Source organism: Streptomyces globisporus C-1027 (assembly GCF_000261345.2).
GTDB classification, from domain to species: Bacteria; Actinomycetota; Actinomycetes; order Streptomycetales; family Streptomycetaceae; genus Streptomyces; species Streptomyces pakalii.
Genome location: NZ_CP013738.1, coordinates 3,857,520 through 3,881,066, shown reverse-complemented (window position 1 = coordinate 3,881,066; position 23,547 = coordinate 3,857,520). Strand labels below are relative to the sequence as shown.

The window sequence follows — 23,547 nt, the reverse complement described above, 5'->3', positions numbered from 1 at the left end:
CTTGAGGACGGAACCGTCACGGAAACGAGCCCGAGCTCCCGGAGAGCCACGGCCCGGGGTCCCTCACCCGCTCAGAAAACCCCCGGCTCATCCGACTCGTACAGCTCGAACCAGATCGACTTCCCCTCCCCCCGCGGATCCACCCCCCACGCATCCGCCAGCATCTCCATCAGCACCAGGCCCCGCCCGCTGGACGCCATCTCGCCCGGCCGCCGCTTGTGCGGCAGCTCGTCGCTGGCGTCGGCGACCTCGACCCGCAGCCGCCGCTCCCCCTGCTCGCCGGAGACCTCCGCCACCATCAGCGCGTCCCCGTCCGTGTGGACGAGCACGTTGGTCGCCATCTCGGAGACCATCAGGACCGCCGAGTCGACCTGCTCGGGATCGCTCCAGTCGTGCAGCAGCTCCCGCACCAGCTGCCGCCCCACCGAGATCCGCTCCGGCTCGGCCTGCGCGATGGTCAGGACGCTGCGGCGCGCCGCCGTCTCCGGGGCCGGGGCACTCTCGCGCCGCAGCACCAGGACCGCGATGTCGTCCTCCCGCCGGTCCGCGAGCGGCCCCGTCGTGTAGTGCGAGGTCGGCCCGTGCACGGCCTGGACCAAGGCGTCGGCGAGCTGTTCCAGGTCCTCCACCGGCTTCTCCAGGACCGGGCGCAGCCGGGTCCAGCCGGTCGCCATGTCGTGCCCGCCGGTCTCGATGAGGCCGTCCGTGCAGAGCATGATCGTTTCGCCGGGTTCCAGGACCACCCGGGTGGTGGGGTAGTCGGAGTCCGTCTCGATCCCGAGCGGCAGCCCCCCGGCCGTCTGCCGGATCACCGCGGTCCCGTCGGCGCTGATCACCACCGGGTCGGGGTGGCCCGCGCGGGCGATGTCCAGAGTCCCGGCCTCCGGGTCGACCTCGGCGTACAGGCAGGTCGCGAAGCGCGGAGCCGGGGGTTCCTCGTCGCCCTCGACGCTCTCGTACGCGTCGGTGAGCCCGGACAGGAAGCGCGAGGCCCGGGCGAGCACGGCGTCCGGGCGGTGCCCCTCGGACGCGTAGGCGCGCAGGGCGATGCGGAGCTGGCCCATCAGTCCGGCGGCCCGTACGTCATGGCCCTGGACGTCGCCGATGACCAGGGCGATCCGGCCGTTGGGCAGCGGGATCATGTCGTACCAGTCGCCGCCCACCTGGAGCCCGCCGCCGGTCGGCACGTACCGCGCGGCCACCGTCATCTTGGGGATCTCCGGACCCAGGGTCGGCATCATCGAGCGCTGGAGCCCCAGCGACAGCTCGCGCTCCGTCTCGGCGACCCCGGCGCGGGCCAGGGCCTGGGCGAGCATCCGGGCGACCGTCGAGAGCACCGCGCGCTCGTCCGGGGAGAACCCCACCGGGTGCTGGAACCCGGCCATCCAGGCGCCCATCGTGCGCCCGGACGACACCAGGGGCAGGAAGGCCCAGGACTGCCGCCCGAAGCGCCGGGCGAGCGGCCAGGTGGCCGGATAGCGGCGGCGGTACTCCTCGGGGGAGGGGAGATAGATCGCGCGGCCGGTGCGGACGACCTCGGCGGCCGGGTAGTCGGTGTCCAGAGGCATGTCGGTGAAGGGTTCCTCGTCCCCGATGTTGTGCCCGTGGTGCCCGATGATCGTCAGCCGTTCCCCGGCGGAGCCGAAGACCGCGAGCCCGTCCGGGGAGAACCCCGGCATGGACAGGGACCCGGCGACCCGCAGCACCTCCGCGGTGGACCGGGCCTCGGCCAGCGCCCGCCCGGCGTCCAGCAGGAACGCCTCCCGGGACCGCCGCCAGTCCCCGGTGATCGGCGTGTGGGCGGCGTCGGTGGCACCGGGCTGCGGCTCGGCGACCTCCTGGAGCGTGCCGTAGAGGACATAGGCCTCGCTGTCGGCGTCCTCGTCCGTCCGGAAGACCGGCTTGGAGCGGCTGCGCACGGTACGCAGGACCTGCCCGCGCTCGTCCACGATCCGCAGCCGCGCCTCGGCCAGGCTGCCCTCGGCGACCGCGAGGTTGACCACCCCGTAGATCTCGTTCCAGTCGACCGGGTGGAAACGGGAGCGCACCGCCGCCTCCCGGTAGCTGCCGGGCTCGGGAGGCAGGCCGAGGAGCCGGGCCGCCTCCGCGTCGAGCGTGACCGTGCCGGCTGCGTTGTCCCAGCGCCACAGGCCCGTCGCGATCGCGGCCAGGACTTCCTCGGTGCGCATTGCCCCACTTTAGGAAGATCTGCTCGGTGGACGCCACCGAGAGGCGGCCACCTGCCCAGGGGGCGGCGGGTGCGGCGGGACAAAGGGAAATGAAGCCCCCCGGCCCCGGGCGGTAGCCTGGGGAGGCTCAATCCCCACCTAACCGCGAAGACTGGATGAACGACGATGCATCGGTACAGGTCCCACACCTGCGGCGAGCTCCGCGCCTCTGACGTCGGCACCGACGTCCGGCTGAGCGGCTGGCTGCACAATCGCCGAGACCTGGGCGGCATCCTCTTCATCGATCTGCGCGACCACTACGGTCTGGTGCAGCTCGTCGCCCGCCCCGGCACCCCCGGCAACGAGGCCCTGGCGAAGCTCACCAAGGAGACCGTCGTCCGGATCGACGGCAAGGTCTCCGCGCGCGGCGCGGACAACGTCAACCCGGAGCTGCCGACCGGCGAGATCGAGATCGAGGTCTCGGAGGTCGAGGTGCTCGGCGAGGCCGCCCCGCTGCCCTTCACGATCAACACCGAGGACGGCGTCAACGAGGAGCGCCGCCTGGAGTACCGCTTCCTCGACCTGCGGCGCGAGCGCATGCACCGCAACATCATGCTGCGCTCGGCCGTGATCGCCGCCATCCGCTCCAAGATGGTGGCTCTCGGCTTCAACGAGATGGCGACCCCGATCCTCACCGCGACCTCCCCCGAGGGCGCCCGTGACTTCGTCGTCCCGTCCCGGCTGAACCCCGGCAAGTTCTACGCGCTGCCGCAGGCCCCGCAGCAGTTCAAGCAGCTGCTGATGATCTCGGGCTTCGACCGCTACTTCCAGATCGCGCCCTGCTTCCGCGACGAGGACGCTCGCGCGGACCGCTCGCCGGGCGAGTTCTACCAGCTCGACGTCGAGATGTCCTTCGTCGAGCAGGAGGACGTCTTCCAGCCGATTGAGAAGCTGATGACCGAGCTCTTCACCGAGTTCGGCAACGGCCGCGAGGTCACCTCGCCGTTCCCGCGCATCCCGTTCCGCGAGTCGATGCTGAAGTACGGCAACGACAAGCCGGACCTGCGCGCCAAGCTGGAGCTCGTCGACATCTCCGACGTCTTCGCCGACTCCGGCTTCAAGGCGTTCGCCGGCAAGCACGTCCGCGCGCTGCCGGTCCCGGACACCGCGGGCCAGTCCCGGAAGTTCTTCGACGGCCTCGGTGAGTACGCCGTCGAGCACGGCGCCAAGGGCCTGGCCTGGGTGCGCGTGGGCGAGGACGGCACGCTGGCCGGACCGATCGCCAAGTTCCTCACCGAGACCGACGTCAAGACGCTCACCGAGCGCCTCTCGCTGGTCCCCGGCCACGCCGTCTTCTTCGGCGCGGGCGAGTTCGACGAGGTCTCCAAGATCATGTCGGCGGTCCGGGTCGAGGCCGCCAGGCGCGCCGGCCACTTCGAGGAGGGCGTCTTCCGCTTCTGCTGGATCGTCGACTTCCCGATGTACGAGCGGGACGAGGAAACCGGAAAGATCGACTTCTCGCACAACCCCTTCTCGATGCCTCAGGGCGGCCTCGCCGACCTGGAGGAGAAGGACCCGCTGGACATCCTCGCCTGGCAGTACGACATCGTCTGCAACGGCATCGAGCTGTCCTCGGGCGCCATCCGTAACCACGAGCCCGAGCTGATGCTCAAGGCCTTCGAGATCGCCGGCTACGACCGCGAGACCGTCGAGCACGAGTTCGCGGGCATGCTCCGCGCGTTCCGCCTCGGCGCCCCGCCGCACGGTGGCATCGCCCCCGGCGTCGACCGCATCGTCATGCTGCTCGCGGACGAGCCGAACATCCGCGAGACGATCGCCTTCCCGCTCAACGGCAACGCCCAGGACCTGATGATGGGCGCCCCGACCGAGCTGGACGAGACCCGCCTGCGCGAGCTGAACATCCAGCTGCGCAAGCCGGTCGCCGCGAAGGGCGCGTCGGAGAAGCCCGCCGACCAGTAGTCCGCACGGTCCCGCCCTGCGGATGTTTCACGTGAAACAGCCCCCGATCACCCGATCGGGGGCTGTTTCGTTGCATACCCGCGAGCGCCGGTGACGGCCGGGCGACGTGGTACAGCCGGATGGCCCCGGTTCGGGTTCGGCCGGGGCGGGCCCGGCAAAGACTGGCACCGAGACACCCCTCTCGCAGCCCGTCCCGCCGCGTCGCGCCGCCCGCCGCCATCCGAGGAGCCCACCGCCGTGTCCCTCCCCCGCCGCCCACCCGCCCTGCTCGCCGCACCGCTCCTCGCCCTGGCCCTGCTGCTCGGCGGCTGCTCCTCCGGCGCCGCTCCGGAGAAGGCCCCGGTCGGCGTTCCGGGGCAGGGCGCCGCGGGCCCGCAGTCCGACGCCGCGTCCGCGCTCCGGTCCTCCGCCGGCCCGGTGCCCGCCCCGAGCCCCGCCGAGATCCCGGACCTGGGACCGGAGACCCTGGCCCAGATCCCCGCCGAGGCCCGGCAGGCATTCGTGGTCACCGGCGAGGAGGCCGACTCCTACCGCTCCAGCGCGGTCCTGTACAGCCGCGCGGACCCGGCACAGGGCTGGGAGCGGGTCGCGGGGCCCTGGCCGGCGCACAACGGCATGGAGGGCTGGACGGACTACCACGTGGCGGGCGACCGGAGATCACCCAAGGGCGTCTACACCCTCACCGACGCGGGCGGCCGGCTCCCCGACCCCGGGGCCCTGCTGCCGTACGACGAGCACCCCCGGTTCGCGGTGGACGGCGAGGGCTTCTTCGGTGAGCCGCTGGAGGGCTCCTTCGACTACGTCGTCGCGATCAACTACAACCGCACCGAGGGCGTCAGCCCCCTCAACCGCACCCGCCCGCTCGGCCTCGAACGCGGCGGCGGCATCTGGATCCACGTCGACCACGACGGCCCGACCCAGGGCTGCGTCTCCGTCCCCGAGGAGCGCATGGAGGAACTCCTGCGCACCCTGGACCCGGAGATGAACCCGGTGATCGTGATGGCTGACGCGGAGACGCTGAGGCGGTGAGGGAAGCCGGTGGGCAGGGGGAGCAACGCGAGGAGCCCGGGACCGCTGTCGACGGTCCCGGGCTCCCTGCGTGCGTACGGAGGCGTTACGCCGGCTTCTCCTCCAGGCGCGGGAACAGCACCGCGCCCTTCGTCACCGTCGCACCCGCGGGCAGGGTGCCCCAGACGCCCGCGTCCTGGACCTTCTGGTCGGCCAGGGCGCCCAGGGACTCCTCGGCGCCCAGGGACTCCCAGAGCTTCTGCGAGGTCTCCGGCATCACGGAGTTGAGCAGCACCGCGACCCCGCGCAGCGACTCGGCGGCCGTGTAGAGGATGGTCGCCAGACGCGCCTGGCCCTCCGGGGTGGTGTCCTTGGCCACCTTCCACGGCTCCTGCTCCGTGATGTAGCCGTTGACCTGCTTCACGAAGTCGAAGATCGCCAGGATGCCGCCCTGGAAGTCCAGCTCCTCGCCGATCTTCCGGTCGGCCGTCGCCACGGCCTTCGCCAGGCCGTCCCGCACGGCCTGCTCGGCGTCACCGGCGGCCGTGTCCTCCGGCAGCGCCCCGCCGAAGTACTTGCCGACCATCGCCGCCACGCGCGAGGCGAGGTTGCCGTAGTCGTTGGCCAGCTCGGAGGTGTAGCGGGCGGAGAAGTCCTCCCAGGAGAACGACCCGTCGCTGCCGTAGGAGATGGCCCGCAGGAAGTACCAGCGGTACGCGTCCACGCCGAAGTGCGAGGTCAGGTCCTGCGGCTTGATGCCGGTCAGGTTCGACTTGGACATCTTCTCGCCGCCGACCATCAGCCAGCCGTTGGCGACGACCTTGCCGGGCAGCGGCAGACCCTGCGCCATCAGCATCGCGGGCCAGATCACCGAGTGGAAGCGGAGGATGTCCTTGCCGATCAGGTGCACGTTCGCCGGGAACGTACCGTCGAACTTCTCCTGGTTGGCGCCGTAGCCGACCGCCGTCGCGTAGTTGAGCAGCGCGTCGACCCACACGTAGATGACGTGCTTGTCGTCCCACGGCACCGGGACGCCCCAGTCGAACGTCGAGCGCGAGATCGACAGGTCCTGCAGACCCTGCTCGACGAAGTTCACGACCTCGTTGCGCGCCGACTCGGGCTGGATGAAGTCCGGGTTCTCCGCGTAGAACTCCAGCAGCTTCGGGCCGTACTCGCTGAGCTTGAAGAAGTAGTTCTCCTCCTTGAGGAGCTCCACCGGCTTCTTGTGGATCGGGCAGAGCTTCTGCCCGGCGAACTCGCCCTCGCCGTCGATCAGATCGCCGGGGAGCTTGTACTCCTCGCAGCCCACGCAGTACGGGCCCTCGTACCCGCCCTTGTAGATCTCGCCCTTGTCGTACAGGTCCTGCACGAACTCCTGCACCCGGTCGGTGTGCCGCTTCTCCGTCGTCCGGATGAAGTCGTCGTGTCCGATGTTGAGGTGCTCCCAGAGGGGCTTCCACGCCTCCTCGACGAGCTTGTCCGCCCAGGCCTGCGGAGTCACGTTGTTCGCCTCGGCCGTGCGCATGATCTTCTGACCGTGCTCGTCCGTGCCGGTGAGGTACCACACCTTCTCGCCGCGCTGGCGGTGCCAGCGCGTGAGCACGTCGCCTGCGACGGTCGTGTAGGCGTGGCCCAGGTGAGGAGCGTCGTTGACGTAGTAGATGGGGGTCGAGACGTAGTACGCCGTCGCCCCCTGCTTCTCGGATCCAGTGGCCGCCATGGTCGAAATCCTAACGGCCCGATCAAGATCCACTCACATCGATAAACGGCGCCCGGTGCGCGGACGGAGGAAGGCCCTCCGGTGGAGAGCTTTGCGAAACATCCCCTCACGTAATGGTTCCCGTAGGAAAGTCGCATCCTGGGAGGGAGCGGACAAGCGTGCACGAGGCAGGGGACATCACGATGCGGGTACTGGTCGCCGAGGACGAGGAGATCCTCGCGGAGCTGGTCGCCACCGGACTGCGCCGGGCCGGATTCGCCGTCGACACCGTGTACAGCGGGGACGCGGCCCTCGCCTATCTGGGCCTTCACGACTACGACGTCGTCGTCCTCGACCGCGACCTCCCCCGGGTCCACGGCGACGACGTGGCCCGACGGCTCGTCGCCTCCGGCTCCCGCACCCGGATCCTGATGCTCACCGCCTCCGGAGCCATGGAGGACCGGGTCGCCGGGCTCGATCTGGGGGCCGACGACTACGTGGCCAAGCCGTTCGAGTTCCCCGAGCTGGTCTCCCGGGTACGCGCCCTGCGGCGGCGCAGCGCCCGGCCCGTACCGCCCCAGCTGGAGCGGCATGGCATCCGGCTCGACACCGTACGGCGCTCGGCGCTCCGCGACGGCCGGGACCTGGACCTCTCCCCGAAGGAGTTCACCGTGCTGCAACTGCTCCTGGAGGCCGACGGCGGTACGGTCAGCGCGGAGGAGCTGCTGGAGCGGGCCTGGGACGCCAACGCCGACCCGTTCACCGGTGCCGTGCGCGTCTGCATGAGCAAGCTCCGCGCCAAGCTCGGCGAGCCCGCGCTGATCCGCACCGTGCAGGGCGTCGGGTACGCCCTGTGAAGCGGCCGTCCCCGCTGCGGCGGCTGGCGGACGCCTCGAAGCTGCCGCACTCGACGATCCGCACCCGCATCGCCCTCGTGTACGGCGGTGTCTTCCTGGTGCTCGGCACCGCTCTGCTGGCCACCGTCAACCTGGCATCCCGCGCCGGTACGGAGACCGAGGCGCGGGCCATCGCCTCCACGGCTGTGGTCGTCGTCCCGCCCGGATACGCCGTGAAAGGCCCCTTCATCGCCCGCAGCTCCACCGGATCGCCCACCGCCTACGAACTCACCGATCATGTCAGCGACGCGGCGGGCAAGCAGCTCCTGAACTGGTCGTTCGCCGCGCTGCTCGTGATGACGGCGGGCGCGGTCGGGGTCGGCTGGTGGATAGCGGGCCGGGTCCTGCGGCCTGTCCACGCGATGACCGCGAAGGCCCGCCGGCTCTCCGAGAAGACCCTGCACGAGCGGATCGCGTCGAGTGGCCCGGACGACGAGCTGAAGGAACTGGGCGAGACGCTGGACGCGCTGCTGGGCCGTCTGGAGAAGGCGTTCGACAGCCAGCGGAGATTCATCGCGAACGCCTCGCACGAGCTGCGGACCCCGCTGGCCACCCAGCGTGCCGCGATCCAGATCGGCCTGGACGACCCGTCCCCCGAGGACCTCGTCCGCACCCGGCAGACCCTGCTGGACACCAACCGGCGCAGCGAGCGCCTCATCGAGGGGCTCCTTGTGCTGGCCCGCAGCGAACGGGGCCTGGCCACGGACGAGCGTGAGGTGGTCCGCCTCGACCACGTGGTCAGGGAGGAGACGGCCCGGTATCCGGCGGTACGGGGCGGGGGCGGCGACGGCCCGGACGGTCCGGGTCCGGGAGGTGGCGGCCCGGAGGGCCGGAGCGCGGGCGGTGCAGGCCCGGCGGTGAACGTCGCGGTGGCCGCCTGTTCCGTGCGCGGCAACCGGCTGCTGCTCGCCCAGCTGGTGGCGAACCTGCTGGCCAACGCGGTCACGTACAACGTGCCGGGCGGCTCGGTGGAGGTCGCGCTGAGCCAGGAGGGGGCCCTGCTGGTGCGCAACACCGGGCCGGTGGTCTCCGAGGCCGATGTCGCGGGGTTCTTCGAGCCGTTCCGGCGGGGCGAGGGCCGGGACCGGATGGGCCCGGGGTCGGGCCTCGGTCTGTCGATCGTCCGGTCGATCGCGGTGGCCCACGGCGGTACGGTCACGGCGGTACCGGGCCCGGAGGGCGGCGGTCTCGCCGTGACCGTACGACTGCCGGTCGATCAGGCCCCGGAGCCGGTCTCGCGCGCGGCGGTCCAGTCCGGCAGCCCGGCGAGGATCTCCCGGTAGAGCTCGGCGTCCGCGATCTCGCGGGGGGCCGGTCCGGCGTGGAAGAACCCGGCGTTCGGCGCGCCGAGCTTCCGCAGGAAGTCGAAGCCCTTCGCGTCCTGCTCGCCGAAGGCGACGAACTGGAAGTACAGCGGCAGCCGCGCCGCCTCCATGAGGGCCTGCCGGGCGGCCTGCTTGGCGTCCGGCGGACCGTCCGTCTGGAAGATCACGAGAGCCGGACCGGTGGCCTCCGCCTTCTCGTAGTCCGCGACGACCTCCTCGATCGCGCGGTGGTAGTGCGTCCGGCCCAGTCGGCCGAGGCCCGCGTGCAGCTCGTCGACGCGGCCCTCGTGGCCGGAGAGCCCCAGGGAGCCGGTGCCGTCGATGTCCGTCGAGAAGAAGACGACCTGCACGGTGGCGTCCTCGTCGAGGTGCGCGGCGAGCGCGAGCGTCCGGTTGCCCAGGTGCTGGGCGCTGCCGTCCTTGTAGAACGGCCGCATCGAGCCGGAGCGGTCGAGCACCAGGTAGACGCGGGCGCGGAGCCCGGTCAGCCCGTGCGCCTTGAGCGCCGCCTGCGCCGCCTTGTACGGGGCTGCGAGCTGCGGAGCACGCGACTTGACCCGCGCGAGCGTGGTGGCGGGCTTGCCGGGGGCGGGCTCGGACGCGGCGGGCTCCGACACGGCCGGGGCCGGCTCCTCCGCCGCGGCGGGTGCCGTCGGCTCGGGTGCGGCGGGGACCACCGGTGTCTCCGCGGCCGCCGGGGTCTCCGCGACGGCAGGGGTCTCTACGACGGCAGGGGTCTCCACGACCGCCGGGGCTTCCACGACCGCCGGGGTCTCCGCGGGCTCCGGGGTTTCTACGACGGCCGGGGCCCCTACGGCGACCGGGGTCTCCGCGGGCTCCGGTGCCGCTGCGGCCTCGGGCGCCTCAGGCGTCTCGGAGGCCCGGGAGGTCCCGGGCGCCTCGGTGGCCTTCGGGGCCTCGGCGGCGGCCCGGGGCGCCTCGGGGGTGCTCTCCGGGGCCTCTGCCGGTGCTTCCGCCTCCGCCTCTGCCGGATCGGGCGTGGACTCCTGAGCCGGTGCGGCCTTCGCGGCCTCTTCGAAGTCGAAGTCGAGGTCGATCGTGATCGGCTCCGGCGTCGACACGGGAGCCTCGGCCTTGACGGGCTCCTCGGCGGCCACCGGTTCGCCTGCCTGCTCGGCGGCCACCGGCTCCTCGGGCTTCTCCGCCTTCGGGGAGTCCTTCGGGGCGTCTGCCGGAGCGCCGTCGAGGACGTCCTCGGGAGCCGACCCCTGCGCGGGGACGGTCGGGGACGCCGGCGAGGCGGCCGCCTTGTCGAAGGCCTCCGCCACCAGGTCGGAGGCCGGCGAGCCGGCACGGTCCGTGGACCCGGCGACGGGGGACGAGGGCGAGGCGGGGGCCGGGATCGACGCCTTCGGCTCCGCCGCCGGCTCGGCCGCCGAAGTGGTCTCCGGCTCCGTCTCCTTGGGCTGAGTGCGCTCGGCCTGGGGCGGGACGGTGGCCGTGGTCGGCTCGTCCTGCTCCGTGCGGCCGAACACCTTACGCAGCAAGCTCCGAATGCCCATGGGCGAGGCCTTTCGCATGAGTTGGGTGCGGGGAATGTCCGACCTGGGGCGACTTCATCCCTGGCCAGGACGGATACGTAAGGTTAGCGGCCGGATCCGGCCGTTCGCCGGTGCGGCCCACCCCTGCGCCGACCGAGCCGAAACCGTTCCCGGACCGAGTCCGCCGCGGTGTCCACCACCGGCCCTCAAAGGAACAGCGGTGGCCCGGACTTCACCCGCCGTTCACCGGGAGTCCCTCGGACCGGGTGGAGGCGCACCTACCGTCACGCACGACACCAGACGGAGGGAATCCACGTGCGCAATCTGCTGCCGTTCATCAGCTCGCATCCCGGTGGGCGTTCCGCGCTGACCTGCCGCTTCCGCTGTGGGGACGCCTGCTTCAAGGAGACGCCCAACAACAGCGACAACGAGTACGCCGGCGACATCATCGCCGGTGCCGTGTCGCGCCGCTCGATGATGCGCGCCGCCGCCGTGGTCACCGTCGCCACCGCCGCCGGGACCGCCGCGCTGACCGGCCCGAGCGCCCCACAGGCCGAGGCCGCCGCGCTCGCCGGGCACGGCAACAAACCGGGCCGTCCCCAGAAACCGGGGGCGTCCGGCGCGCGTGGCCTGCGGTTCTCGCCGGTCGCGCCCAACAAGGACGACAAGGTCACGGTCCCCGACGGGTACGCCCAGAACGTGGTGATCCGCTGGGGCGAGCCGATCCTGCGCGGCGCTCCCGCCTTCGATCCGGACAAGCAGACGGCGAAGGCGCAGGCGGGCCAGTTCGGTTACAACAACGACTTCCTCTCCCTGCTCCCGCTGCGCGGCGAGCGCGGCCGTCAGGTCATGGTCGCGAACCATGAGTACACGGACGAGATCCTCATGTTCCGCGGTTACGATCCGGCCAACCCGACCCGCGAGCAGGTGGAGATCGCCTGGGCGGCGCACGGACTCTCCGTGGTCGTCGTCCAGGAGGAGCACCGCACCGGCAAGCTGGGCCCGGTCAACCGGCACCCGCTCAACCGCCGGCTGACCGCAACCAGCGAGTTCCGTATGACGGGTCCGGCCGCCGGGAGCACCCTGCTGCGCACGTCCGCCGACCGCACCGGCCGCAAGGTGCTCGGCACCCTCAACAACTGCGCGGGCGGCACCACTCCGTGGGGCACCACGCTGCACGGCGAGGAGAACTTCAACCAGTACTTCGCCAACGGCACGACCGCCATGCACAAGCGGTACGGGATCGGCACGAGTGCCTCCGAGCGCAAGTGGGAGCGGTTCGACCGGCGGTTCGACCTGGCGAAGGAGCCCAACGAGGCCAACCGCTTCGGCTGGGTCGTCGAACTCGACCCGTACGACCCGGACTCCACCCCGCGCAAGCGGACCGCGCTGGGCCGGTTCAAGCACGAGGCCGCGCAGCCCCGGCTCACCTCCGACGGCCGCCCGGTCGTCTACATGGGCGACGACGAGAAGTTCGACTACCTCTACAAGTTCGTCTCCAGCAAGCGCATGAAGAAGGGGAACTCGCGGGCCGCCCGCGAGCACAACCTGACGCTGCTGGACGAGGGCACACTGTACGTCGCCAAGCTCACCGGCGACTCACCGGTCAACGAGATCGACGGCACCGGAAAGCTCCCCAACGACGGCGAGTTCGACGGCAGCGGCGTCTGGATCCCGCTGGCCACCGGCACCACCTCGCACGTTCCCGGCATGACCGCCGAGGAGGTGTACGTCTACACGCGCCTCGCCGGTGACAAGGTCGGCGCGACCAAGATGGACCGCCCCGAGGACGTCGAGCCCTCGCCGCGCACCGGCCGGGTCTACGTGGCGCTCACCAACAACTCGGACCGGGGCAAGGAGGGCAAGCCCGGCGCGGACGAGGCGAACCCGCGCAACGTCAACAAGCACGGGCAGATCCTGGAGCTCGCGGAGAACTGGGACGACCCGACGAGCGACGGCTTCGCCTGGCGGCTGTTCCTCGTGGCGGGCGACCCGGACGACCCGTCGACGTACTTCGCCGGCTTCCCCAAGTCGAGCGTCAGCCCCATCTCCTGCCCGGACAACGTGGCGTTCGACGCCCACGGCAACCTGTGGATCTCCACGGACGGCAACGCGCTCGGCTCGCACGACGGGCTGTTCGGCGTGGCGACCCACGGTGACCGGCGCGGTGAGCTGAAGCAGTTCCTCACCGTCCCGACCGGGGCCGAGACCTGCGGCCCGGTCATCCAGGACCGCCGGGTCCTGGTCGCGGTCCAGCACCCGGGCGAGATCGACGGGGCCTCCGTGGAGAAGCCGGCGAGCGTCTGGCCCGACGGGCCGGGCAAGATCGTCCGCCCCTCGGTCGTCGCCGTCTGGCGCAAGGACGGGCGCGACATCGGCGTGTGAGGTCCGGCAGGACGTAGGAGACCGGGCGGCGGACGGGGGTCTTATCGGCTCTCGCCTGCCGCCCGGTCCGCATTAGAGTCGGAGGCATGGTTTCCGGTGACGCGCCGCAGGCGGAAGGAAGCGTCCGGGTCGACGTGTGGATCTGGTCGGTCCGGCTGACGAAGACCCGTGCCCAGGCGGCCGCAGCCTGCCGGGCGGGACATGTGAAGGTCGGCGGCGACCGGGCCAAGCCCGCACAGGCCGTACGCGTCGGCGACGAGGTGCGGCTCCGGCACGCGGGACGGGACCGGGTGGTCGTCGTCTCGAAGATCGTGAAGAAGCGGGTCGGCCCGCCGGTGGCCGTGGAGTGCTTCGTCGACAACAGCCCGCCCCCGCCGCCCCGTGAGATCGCGATCCAGGTGCCCGTACGGGACCGGGGCGCGGGCCGCCCGACCAAGCGCGACCGGCGGGAGATGGAACGACTTCAGGGCCGCGCGCCGGAGAACCTTCAGGGGCGCTCGCCGGAGAACTGAGCCCACGGCGGACCCCCGGCCCGGTGTTTCACGTGAAACACCGGGTCAGCTCTGGTACCCCTCCACCTCGTCGGCGGGGCGGACCTTCGCCGTCGAGGGATCCTCGCCGTACTCGCTGAGGGCCCGCCGCCGGCGCAGCAGGTCCCAGCACTGGTCGAGCTGGACCTCCACCGCCCGCAGCCGGGCCTTCTCGTCCGTGGACAGGCCCATCTTCGCCACGGAGCGGTCGCGCAGTTCGCGCTCCTCGGAGACCAGTTCGTCGATGTTCTCGAAGATGTCGCTGTCGGCCATGACGCCTCTCTCAGGTTCCTTCGGCGGCGGTCGTCGCTCGGTGGCCCTCCCGGATCCCACTCTCACCCGGGCGCCGCCTCAACGCACGTCGGCCCGGGTCTTCCCGCGCCGCAGGAGCACCCGGGCCAGCACCGCTCCCACCAGCAGGACCGCACCGACCGCCAGCACCCACCACACCGTGGTCCGCAGCGAGGCGGTCAGGGCGTCGACGACCGCGGCGGCCGCGTCCCGGTCGCTGCCCGGCACCTCGTCCAGCACCCGGCCGCGGCCGACCGTGACCAGCACCCGGAGCACGATCGCACCGAGCACGAACCCCGCGCCGACGATCGCGGTGGCCCACAATCCGGCCCGCAGCCCGCCCCGTACGGTCGCGATGCCCACGACCAGGACGAGGAACACCAGCGTGGCGACGGCCGGCCAGATGCTGCAGTAGCGGAGCCAGCGGAACGAGTCCCGGAGTTCGTCGGCCTGACCGGGGCCGAGCAGGGTGATCTCCGTCCGCTCGACGGGGATCTGGTCCGCGAACGGCACCCCGTCGCGCACCAGGTCCTGCTTGACCTGGTCGATCACCGGGGCCAGATCGATCGTGACGGCCTGTCCGCTGTCGCCGTCCAGGGCGGCCTTCACCGCCTGGTGGGCGACACGGTTCGCGGTGTCCCAGGCGTCACGGAAAGCCTCGGTGGTGGTGAACGACCGCACGGTCTCGTGCAGGAACTCCCGGACCGTGTCCTGGAGCGGACCGAGATCGATCCGCCGCATCGCCTCCTCGGTGACCAGGTCCGTGACGGTGGCCTGGACCGCCGGGTCGGAGGAGAGCGGGGACACGGCGGCGACGTACCGGTCGGTGTCGTCGATCTCCAGGTCGACCCAGGCGGAGAGCGCGCTCAGCGGCACGAGGACGGCGAGCAGGACGAGCAGGACCGCCGAGAGAGCTGCCGGGACCGCCGAGATCGCCGAGGCCGGGGTGGGCGACGGGGTCGGGGAGGTGGCCGAGGAAGAGGTCCGCACTCCTCCAGACAATCCCGTCCGGAGCCGGGCCGCTCCGGACCGTACGCCATTCGAGTTGCCGGGCGGCGCGGTCGGGTGTGCTCTGGAGAAACGGGGGCGCGCGACGGGGGCGACGGAAGGAGCTGTCCCGATGGCCACACACGCAGCCATGCCCGGCCGAAGGGGGGCCCGCGCCCATGCGCGGACCCGTCATCACACCCCGCTCGCCTGGGCACTGCCTCTGGTGCTCGGCGTGATCTACGGGTTCTACGCGGCGTTCATCCGCCGCGACGGCGGTCCCAGCACCGGCGGGCAGGTCCTGCTCGGGCTCGTCTCCGGGGTCGCTCTCGCGGCCCTCTGCTTCGCGCTGGGCCGGATCCAGCGCTCGCTGCCCCGCGAGCTGCGGGCCGTCGCCTACGGCGCGCTCACCGCGTGCGCGATCGGCTTCCTGGTGAGCCTCACCGATACCAGCGTGCTGCGGTCGACCGGCCTGGGGCTGGCCGTCGGGGCGGGCGTCCTCGTCGTCTCGTACTACTACCTCTACTCGCGGGAGACCTGAAGCCCGTCGGGCGTCCCGGCCTTCTCCGACCGTGCGCGGCCGCCAGATTCAATCTGGCGGCCGCGCCTCGCCGCCTCGCGCCCAAGAGGTGAGAGCGGGAGGAGGAACGAGCGGTGACGACGGACAGCGCTCCGCTGCGGGTAGCGGTGATCATCGGCAGTACCCGTGAGGGCCGCATCGGCGATGCGGTCGGCCGCTGGTTCATGGAGCGTGCCCGGCACCGGAGCGAGCTGGAGCTCGCCGTGCTCGACCTCGCCGATTTCGACTTTCCCGTGCACTACCCGGGGCGGGCGACCGACCAGATGACGGAGTTCACCGACGAGATCGCCAGGGCCGAGGCCTTCGTCGTCGTCACCCCCGAGTACAACCGCTCGTTCCCCGCCTCCCTGAAGCAGGCCATCGACTTCGCCTACGACGAGTGGCAGACCAAACCGGTCGCCTTCGTGAGCTACGGACACGGATCCGCCGGGCTGTACGCCGTGGAGCAGCTGCGTTCGGTCTTCACCGAGCTGCACACGGTGACCCTGAGGAACGGGGTCGCGCTGGACCTCCTCCAGCAGCCGCTGGAGGAGCACCCCGGCGACACCGGACGGGACCGGTCCGTGGGTCTCATGCTCGACCAGCTCGGCTGGTGGGGCTGGGCCCTGCGGGAGGCGCGCGCCGTCCGCCCCTACGTCTCATGAACGGCTCCTTCTCACGAGCAGCGGAGCAGGGTGCGGATCACCGACTTCCATCGACTTCCACCGACGACCACCAAGGAACGGATCATGAGTACTGAACTGGCCATCGAGACCACGGGGCTGGTGAAGGTCTTCGGCGACAACCGCGCGGTGGACGGCATCGACCTCGCGGTCCCCACGGGCACCGTCTACGGCGTCCTCGGACCCAACGGCGCCGGCAAGACCACCGCCGTCCGCATGCTCGCGACCCTGCTGCGCCCCGACGGCGGCTCGGCCCGGATCTTCGGCAAGGACGTCGTGAAGGACGCCGACGCGGTCCGCAGCCGGGTCAGCCTGACCGGCCAGTACGCCTCGGTGGACGAGGACCTGACCGGCGCGGAGAACCTCGTCCTGCTCGCCCGGCTGCTGGGCCACTCCAAGCCGGCGGCCCGGGACCGGGCGGACCAACTGCTCGACGGGTTCGGGCTGAGCGAGGCGGCGGGAAAGCAGGTCAAGAACTACTCGGGAGGCATGCGGCGGCGCATCGACATCGCCGCGTCCATCCTGAACACCCCGGACGTGCTGTTCCTGGACGAGCCGACCACCGGACTCGACCCCCGCAGCCGCAACCAGGTGTGGGACATCGTGCGGGCGGTCGTCGCCCACGGCACCACGGTCCTGCTGACCACCCAGTATCTGGACGAGGCCGACCAGCTGGCCTCCCGGATCGCGGTGATCGACCACGGCAAGGTCATCGCCGAGGGCACCAAGGGCGAGCTCAAGGCCTCCGTCGGCGCCGGCACCGTCCATCTGCGGCTGCGGAACGCCGACCAGCGGGCCGAGGCGCAGCAGGTGCTGGCGCTCGCGCTGAACGCGGACGTCCAGCTGGACGCGGACCCGGTGGCGCTGACCGCCCGGGTCGACTCGCAGAGCACCGAGCAGGGCGCGGCGGAGCACGCCGGGCGTGCCCTGGCCGAGCTGGCCCGGTGCGGCATCACGGTCGACAACTTCTCGCTGGGACAGCCCAGCCTCGACGAGGTCTTCCTCGCACTCACGGACAAGAAGGGAGTGGCGGCATGAGCACCGCGACCGCCAAGACGGAGCCTGAGGACGTCCAGCTCGCCGAGCCCGACCAGGAACGCCTCTCGGCGCTCCTGGTGGGGCAGGCCCGGCCGCTGAGGCCCAGCGCACTGTCGGCATCGATGGCTTTCGGCTGGCGCGCCATGCTGAAGATCAAGCATGTGCCGGAGCAGCTGTTCGATGTGACGGCTTTCCCGATCATGCTGGTCCTGATGTACACGTACCTCTTCGGAGGGGCGCTGGCCGGCTCCACGGAGGAGTACATCCAGTTCCTGCTGCCCGGCATCATGGTGATGAGCGTCGTGATGATCACGATGTACACGGGTATCGCGGTGAACACGGACATCGCCAAGGGCGTCTTCGACCGGTTCCGCACGCTGCCGATCTGGCGGCCTGCCCCGATGGTCGGCTATCTGCTCGGTGACGTCCTGCGCTATCTGCTGGCATCGGCGGTGATGCTCGCCGTCGGAATGATCATCGGGTTCCGCCCGGAGGGCGGGGTCCTCGGAGTGCTGGCGGGCATCGCGCTGCTGATCGTCTTCTCGTTCGCGTTCTCCTGGATCTGGACCATGTTCGGGCTGCTGCTGCGCTCCGAGAAGTCGGTGATGGGCGTCAGCATGATGGTGATCTTCCCGCTGACCTTCCTCAGCAACGTCTTCGTCGACCCGCAGACGATGCCGGGCTGGCTCCAGGCCTTCGTGAACAACAGCCCGGTCACCCACCTGGCCACGGCGGTGCGCGAGCTGATGGCGGGCAACTGGCCGGCCGCCGACATCGGCTGGACGCTGGGGTGGGCCGGGGTGCTCATGGCGGTCTTCGGTGTGGTGACGATGCGGTTGTACAACCGCAAGTGACCGACGGCGGGCGCGCCCCCCAGGGGATTCCGGGCGCGCCCGCCGGTGTGCCCCGGCAGCGTCCGCCCCGGCATCCTTGACCTTCCCCGCGAGGGAAGCCCCAGCATCGGTGGGGCCGGGCGGAAGGCGCCCGGTGCGAGGAGGTACGGGGTGGAACGCGAAGGCCATCCGATGGGTGCCGCGAGCGGGGAACTGGTGACGATCGGGGAGTTCGCCCGGTTGTCCCGGCTCTCCGCCAAGGCGCTCCGCCGCTACGACGAACTGGGCCTGCTCCGGCCCGCCCTGGTCGACCCGGTGAACGGCTACCGGTACTACGACCCGGCGCAGGTGGAGGGGGCCCGCCTCGTGGCGTGGCTGCGCAGGATCGGCATGCCGCTGAACCGGATCGGCCGGGTGGTGGCGCTCGACGCGGGTGCCGCGGCCGTGGAGATCCGGGCCTACTGGGCGCGGGTGGAGGCCGAGACGGCGGCCCGGCGCGATCTGGCGATGTACCTCGTCGACCATCTGTCAGCGGAGGGCAGGACGATGTCGGGGATGTCGCACAACGCGCACAACGCGCACAACGCGCACAACGCGGAGAACACGGGAAGTTCGGGAAGTTCGGGGAGCGCGGGGGCGGTGGCGCTTGCGATCCGGTGCGCCGCGCTGACCGATATCGGGGTGGTGCGTACGGCGAACCAGGACGCGGCGTTCGCGGGGCCGCGGCTGCTGGCGGTCGCCGACGGATTCGGGGAGGGCGGGGCCGAGGCGAGTGCTGCGGCGATCGAGGCGCTCAAGCCGTCCACGTGGGGCCGGGACGGTGCGCTGTCCGCGGCGGATCTGCTGAACGCCCTGGAGGAGGCTGCGGATTCGGCCGCGCGGGCGGTCCGGGACGCGGTGGCGCCCTGTGCGGATCCGGACGGTTCGGGGACCACGCTCACCGCGATGCTCTGGACCGGATCGCGGCTCGGGCTCGTGCACATAGGGGACTCGCGGGCCTATCTGCTGCGGGGCGGAGAGCTGTTCCGGATCACGCACGACCACAGCCTGGTCCAGTCGATGCTCGACGACGGTTCGCTGAGCCCGGAGGAGGCCGTTTCGCACCCGGGGCCGGCGCTGCTGCTGAAGGCGCTGGTCGGCGAGGCGCGCCCGGCAGCGGTGGCCGTGGCGTGCCGCGCGGACGTCCGCCTGCGGGAGGTGCTGGCGGGGGACCGCTATCTGCTGTGCTCGGACGGCCTGTCGGCGGTGGTGGAGACGGCGGATCTGCGGGCGGCGGTCGTCGCGGCGGACGATCCGCAGGAGGCGGTGCGCCGGTTGGCCGGCCTGGCCCGTGAGGCGGGCGGGCCGGACAACGTGGCGTGTGTCGTGGCCGACGTGGTCGTCGAGGAGTGACAGGCAGAGAGTGAAGTGAGAGGCAGAGACGCCGGGCGGACGGCGGACCCGGGGGCCGGCCCGGTCGCGCGGGGCGAACGGCCGGGCCGGGGCGCTCCGGAGGCCGGTGGGGTACGGGTCAGAGCCGCCAGTCGGGGGAGCGCTCGGGGCGGTAGGCGCAGGTGGTCCCGGTCGTCACGGAGGCCTTGAGGTGGGCGGCCAGTGCGGGGTGCAGGGTGTCCAGCTTGCGCAGGGTGTCGCGGATCCGGGCGGTGACCGTCTTGCGGGCCCGCTCGGTCTGGTCGCCCAGTCGGCGGGTCCGGCCGCCCAGCCCGGCCGCGGTGCGCAGCTCGTCGAGGAGGGCCTGCCGCTCCCGGCCGTACTTCTCCACCTGCTGGCTGTCGTCCCGGGCGGCCGCTCGGTCTATCTCGGCGTCCAGCCGGTCCAGGTGTTCCTTGTAGCGGCGCTTGGCCTCCTCGTCGAGCACCGGATCGCCGCCGAACTGGCCGGCGGCGACGACGAGGTCCCCGCCCTCGGGTGCGAGGAGCCGGACGGCCGGGACGTCGGTGCCGGGCAGCCCCAGCAGGCTGTGCAGGTCCCGCAGGCCCTTGGCGTCCGGGACGTGCACGGTCACCCCGCCCCACCGCAGCTGCCACACCGGCCCGTTCCGCCGGAATTCGGCGGACGCCCCGTCCGGCGCGGCGGCCGTGTCCCGGTCCGCTGCCGTGTCCGGGCCCGCTGCCACCGCTGCCGTGTCGCGGTCCGCCGCCACCCCGCCGCCGGTCTCTCCCCCGCTTCGGTCCGGGTCCTGTGTCCGTGAGACGGAGGTGGCTGCGGAGGCATCGGCCGCCGCGGTGGCCGGGGCAAGGGCGGCAGTCGCGGTGGCGGAGGCCGTCAGGGGCGGGGTCGCACGGAGGGCGGAGGCCTCTGCTTCCACCTGGTCCAGGGCCAGCTCCCCGGCCTCCCGGGCCACTTCGCCGAGCAGCCGCCGGGCCCGGTCCGCGTCGCCCGCACCGGAGCCGTCGCCCGCGTCGGAGCGGGCGAGCAGGGAATGGGCCAGACACAACCGGGCGCGTACGGCCCAGGGGCGGGCGCCGAGGCGGTCCGAGGAGGCGGCGGCCTCGGTGAGCGCCGCCACCGCCGCGTCCTGGTCGTCGCGTGCGGCGGCGAGCATGCCGAGCCAGAGGTCGACGGGGCCGCCGATGTCGCACCCGTACAGCGAGACGACCCACTGGCCCGTGAAGGGGGTCAGTTCGTCCTCCGCGCGGGCGATGAGGCGCGGGTCGCCCGTCAGCGCGGCCGTCTGCGCCAGCAGCCTGAGCCAGAGCGGCATGAACGCCCGTGGGTAGGGGGCGGCGCGGTCCGCGTGCTCGGCGATCAGGCGCAGCGCGGGTGTGGCGTCGCCCTGCTCCACCGCGGTGACCGCCTCCAGCAGTCCGGGGTGGGGATACCCGGAGGCCGGGAGCTCGGCGAGGACCTCCTCGGCCTCGGTGAAGTGGCCCTGGAGCAGATGCAGCGACCAGTGCAGGTGGTGCGCCATGAAGCCGAAGGCCGCGTGGTCGTTGTTCTCCGGGGCGAGGGAGTCGTCCTCCAGCGCGGTGGAGGCCTCGGCGAACCGGCCTTGCAGCGAGGCGATCAGACTGGTGTCGACGGCGACCCCCAGGGCGAACCGGGGCAGCGCGGTCAGCTCGGCGAGCCGGAGATACGTACGGAACTGGTCGAGGAAGGCCGGGTCGCCCAGCTCCAGCAGCGCCACCCAGCGCATGGACGCCGCGTGCAGCTCCATGTCGTGGTGCTGGGTGCGCCGGCCGACGACGGTCATCTCGTCGGTCAGCCCGAGCCGCTCCACCGCCGAGCCGAGACCCCACACGGAGTCGTGGCGCGCCCAGAGGGAGAAGGCGAGCGCCTCGTCGTCCGAGCCGCTCCGGGCCAGCGCCATGAAGTTGATGGCCAGCTCCTGGGCGAGCCGGTCGTCGGAGAGGCTCTCCTGGCCCTCCTTGCCGGTGATCCTGCGGTGGGCCTCGGCGAGGAAGTCCTTCGTGGACAGGCCGGGGCCGCCCAGGAACCCGTCGCCGTGGAGGGTGATCGCCACCCGGCCCAGCAGCTCCGGGTCGTCCAGCTCCCGCGCCCGGGCGACCGCCCCGTCCAGCAGGCGCTGCGCCTCGGCGGACTCCCCCGCGTGCCGGAGCTGTCCGGCGAGGTCGAGACCGATCAGCACGGCCCGCCTGAGGTCGGGGCCCCGGCCCGCCGCGCCCGACTCGTCGGACGCCACCGCGAGGGCGCGCCGGTAGTGGCCGGTGGCCTCCTCGTCGGCCAGGCGTCCCGAGGCGTCCCGGGCGGCCGCCAGCAGCAGATCGAGGCGGCGGTCGCGCTCCAGGGCGTCGCCGGCGAGGTGGGCGTGGCGGGCCAGGGCGCCCGGCGGCAGCGCGTCGCCGAGGCCGCCGTGCGCGTCCAGGGCCCGTACGGCGGCGGCATGGCGTTCGCGGGCCTCGGCGTCGTCCAGCGAGGCGTACAGCGTCTCGCGCAGGAGGTCGTGGGCGAAGGCGTACTGGCCGGACGGGCGGGGAACGACGACCCGGGCGACGACGGCCGACTCCAGGAGCCGGTCCACGTGGGGGACGGGCGCCCCGTGCACGACGGCCAGAACCTGCCGGCGGAACTCCCGGCCGAGCAGGGCGGCGCTGGTCAGCAGCGAGACGACCGGCTCGGGCAGCAGGGCGAGCCGCTGGCGGACCGCTTCCCGCACCCCGGGCGGAATGGTGGAGACCGGGGCTCCGCTGTGCCAGAGCCGGGCGGTCTGCTCGACGAAGAAGGGGTTGCCGCCGGTACGCCGGTGGACCTCGTCGACGAGCTGCGGCGCGGGCTCACGGCCCGTCGTCACCGTCATCAGCGCGCCCACCTCGTCCCGGCCGAGGCCGGTCAGGGTGAGGGTCGCGGCGGCGCGCGAGACGAGGGGCAGGATCAGCTGCTGGAGCGGGTGCCCGGGGGCCTCCACCTCGACGTCCCGGTAGGTGCCGATGAGCAGCAGCCGCTCGAACCAGGCGTGCTGGGCGGCGAATTCGAGCAGTCGCAGCGAGGCCGGGTCGGCGCTGTGCAGATCGTCGAGGACGACCACCAGCGGCCGGCTCTGGGAGACCGTGACGAGGGCCGTGGTCACCGCGTCGAAGAGCCCGAAGGCCTCCGCCCCCTCCGACGACCCCCAGCCCGGCAGTCCCCCGCCCCAGTCACCGCCGGGCGGGCCCGTGTCGCCCGGCGCACCGGCTTCCACGCCGGGCTCGCCCGCGTGGGCGCCGGCCGTGGCGACGGCGGCCGTGTCGCCGAGGAGCACGGCGAGCCGGCCGTCCGACGCCTCCTGGGCCGCCGCCCATTCCGTCGCCGTGGCGGACCGGCGCAGGCCGCGCAGGATCTGGACCCAGGGCCAGTAGCCCGGGGTGTTGTCCGAGTCCCAGCAGGAACCCCCGACCACCAGCGCCCCGCGCCGCCGCGCCTCGTGCGCGGCGTCGGTGACGAGGGTGCTCTTGCCGATCCCGGCCTCACCGGTGACCAGCACGAGACCGCCGTGGCTGTCCGTGGCCCGGGCGATCTCCGAGCGGAGAACGCCTGCGGGGTGGTCGCGCCCGAAGAGAGCAGGGGTCATGACCACACGATAGGAGCCCCCACTGACAACGGCCCCTCGTTTCTCCGGGGCGGGCCGCCCCACCCTGCGTCAGCTGTGGGGCGGGCCGCCCCACCGTGCGTCAGCCGCCCCGCTCCCTCCTCAGCCGCGGACCACCGTCACCGGGCACGGCGCGTGCTGGGTGACGTGGAGGCTGACCGAGCCGAGCAGGGTGGCCTTGAAGCCGGTGTGACCGCGGGCTCCGACGACGAGCAGGTCGGCGCCCTGGGCGCGGTCCAGCAGGGCCTGGGCCGGATTGCCGATGACCACGACCTTGCTGACCGCGGCGGCCCCCGCGGCGCCGAGGGCCTCCTCCAGTGCCTCGTTCAGGGAGACGGTGGCCAGGGCCTGCGGATCGAAGTCCTCGGGCATGCCCGGCATCATCGACGCCCAGCTGGTCGCGGGGTACTCCCAGCTGTTCACGGCCTCCACCGTGGCGCCGGTCAGCTCGGCCTGGCGTACGGCCCAGTGCAGTGCCTTGATCGAGGAGTCGGAGCCGTCGACGCCCACAACGATCCTGCCCATATCTGCCTCCAGCTCGGTCGTGCTCGGTAGCTCGGTCGTGCTCGGTCGCGCTCGGTACAGCGCCCTGTCTCACTGTAATCAAATAGGGCAATCGGGGCGGGTCGATGTGACC

Annotated in this window: 18 protein-coding genes; 11 read left to right on the top strand and 7 right to left on the bottom strand. The window is 72.3% G+C overall.

Annotated features, from left to right (window positions below; translation table 11 throughout):
* Window positions 1-71: 71 nt before the first annotated feature.
* Complete coding sequence (locus WQO_RS16795) at window positions 72-2,189, bottom strand: ATP-binding SpoIIE family protein phosphatase (protein WP_010060289.1); 2,118 nt, start codon at window positions 2,187-2,189, stop codon at window positions 72-74.
* 165 nt (window positions 2,190-2,354) lie between these two features.
* On the opposite strand from WQO_RS16795, the gene aspS reads away from it, so the two are divergent.
* Window positions 2,355-4,148, top strand: a complete 1,794-nt coding sequence (gene aspS / locus WQO_RS16790) for an aspartate--tRNA ligase (protein ID WP_010060288.1) — start codon at window positions 2,355-2,357, stop codon at window positions 4,146-4,148.
* A gap of 237 nt (window positions 4,149-4,385) precedes the next feature.
* Window positions 4,386-5,177: a L,D-transpeptidase family protein gene (locus tag WQO_RS16785; RefSeq protein ID WP_010060287.1), complete on the top strand. Its 792-nt coding sequence runs from the start codon at window positions 4,386-4,388 to the stop codon at window positions 5,175-5,177.
* 85 nt (window positions 5,178-5,262) lie between these two features.
* Here WQO_RS16785 and metG read toward each other — a convergent pair whose 3' ends face one another.
* A complete protein-coding gene (gene metG / locus WQO_RS16780) occupies window positions 5,263-6,876 on the bottom strand; it encodes a methionine--tRNA ligase (protein WP_010060286.1) in 1,614 nt (537 codons plus the stop codon).
* Between the two features lie 182 nt (window positions 6,877-7,058).
* Here metG and WQO_RS16775 point away from each other — a divergent pair, with 182 nt between their 5' ends.
* The gene (locus WQO_RS16775) at window positions 7,059-7,712 is read left to right on the top strand and encodes a response regulator transcription factor (RefSeq protein WP_010060284.1); all 654 of its coding nucleotides are present in this window, start codon (window positions 7,059-7,061) and stop codon (window positions 7,710-7,712) included.
* Window positions 7,709-9,034 (top strand): sensor histidine kinase, encoded by a 1,326-nt coding sequence (locus WQO_RS16770; protein WP_010060281.1) that lies wholly within the window; start codon window positions 7,709-7,711, stop codon window positions 9,032-9,034. Before WQO_RS16775 ends, WQO_RS16770 begins: the two co-directional genes overlap by 4 nt.
* On the opposite strand, the gene WQO_RS16765 is transcribed toward WQO_RS16770, so the two are convergent.
* Entirely contained in the window at window positions 8,968-10,599 is a 1,632-nt protein-coding gene (locus tag WQO_RS16765; protein ID WP_079055560.1) for a VWA domain-containing protein, read from the bottom strand. The two genes, WQO_RS16770 and WQO_RS16765, sit on opposite strands and share 67 nt — an antisense overlap.
* A gap of 294 nt (window positions 10,600-10,893) precedes the next feature.
* Between WQO_RS16765 and WQO_RS16760 the strand changes: the two genes are divergently transcribed.
* Both WQO_RS16760 and WQO_RS16755 read left to right on the top strand, forming a co-directional pair.
* A complete protein-coding gene (locus WQO_RS16760; RefSeq protein WP_010060278.1) occupies window positions 10,894-12,963 on the top strand; it encodes a PhoX family protein in 2,070 nt (689 codons plus the stop codon).
* Window positions 12,964-13,049: 86 nt separating this feature from the next.
* Window positions 13,050-13,475, top strand: a complete 426-nt coding sequence (locus WQO_RS16755; RefSeq protein ID WP_010060277.1) for an RNA-binding S4 domain-containing protein — start codon at window positions 13,050-13,052, stop codon at window positions 13,473-13,475.
* A gap of 45 nt (window positions 13,476-13,520) precedes the next feature.
* Here WQO_RS16755 and WQO_RS16750 read toward each other — a convergent pair whose 3' ends face one another.
* Complete coding sequence (locus WQO_RS16750; protein WP_010060276.1) at window positions 13,521-13,766, bottom strand: DUF2630 family protein; 246 nt, start codon at window positions 13,764-13,766, stop codon at window positions 13,521-13,523.
* A gap of 78 nt (window positions 13,767-13,844) precedes the next feature.
* Window positions 13,845-14,774: a hypothetical protein gene (locus tag WQO_RS16745; RefSeq protein ID WP_010060275.1), complete on the bottom strand. Its 930-nt coding sequence runs from the start codon at window positions 14,772-14,774 to the stop codon at window positions 13,845-13,847.
* A gap of 130 nt (window positions 14,775-14,904) precedes the next feature.
* Here WQO_RS16745 and WQO_RS16740 point away from each other — a divergent pair, with 130 nt between their 5' ends.
* The 5 genes from WQO_RS16740 to WQO_RS16720 all read left to right on the top strand — a co-directional run bounded on the left by WQO_RS16740 (window position 14,905) and on the right by WQO_RS16720 (window position 19,276).
* Entirely contained in the window at window positions 14,905-15,312 is a 408-nt protein-coding gene (locus tag WQO_RS16740) for a hypothetical protein (protein WP_010060274.1), read from the top strand.
* Between the two features lie 113 nt (window positions 15,313-15,425).
* Window positions 15,426-15,995 (top strand): NADPH-dependent FMN reductase, encoded by a 570-nt coding sequence (locus WQO_RS16735; protein ID WP_010060273.1) that lies wholly within the window; start codon window positions 15,426-15,428, stop codon window positions 15,993-15,995.
* An 84-nt stretch (window positions 15,996-16,079) separates the two neighbouring features.
* Window positions 16,080-17,051 (top strand): ATP-binding cassette domain-containing protein, encoded by a 972-nt coding sequence (locus WQO_RS16730; RefSeq protein WP_058954011.1) that lies wholly within the window; start codon window positions 16,080-16,082, stop codon window positions 17,049-17,051.
* Window positions 17,048-17,905: an ABC transporter permease gene (locus WQO_RS16725; RefSeq protein ID WP_010060269.1), complete on the top strand. Its 858-nt coding sequence runs from the start codon at window positions 17,048-17,050 to the stop codon at window positions 17,903-17,905. The genes WQO_RS16730 and WQO_RS16725 overlap by 4 nt, the downstream gene beginning before the upstream one ends.
* 171 nt (window positions 17,906-18,076) lie before the next feature.
* Window positions 18,077-19,276: a MerR family transcriptional regulator gene (locus WQO_RS16720; protein ID WP_032748388.1), complete on the top strand. Its 1,200-nt coding sequence runs from the start codon at window positions 18,077-18,079 to the stop codon at window positions 19,274-19,276.
* 118 nt (window positions 19,277-19,394) lie between these two features.
* Here WQO_RS16720 and WQO_RS16715 read toward each other — a convergent pair whose 3' ends face one another.
* Entirely contained in the window at window positions 19,395-22,892 is a 3,498-nt protein-coding gene (locus WQO_RS16715; protein WP_032748387.1) for an ATP-binding protein, read from the bottom strand.
* Between the two features lie 120 nt (window positions 22,893-23,012).
* Complete coding sequence (locus WQO_RS16710) at window positions 23,013-23,435, bottom strand: universal stress protein (RefSeq protein ID WP_010060264.1); 423 nt, start codon at window positions 23,433-23,435, stop codon at window positions 23,013-23,015.
* Between the last annotated feature and the right edge of the window lie 112 nt (window positions 23,436-23,547).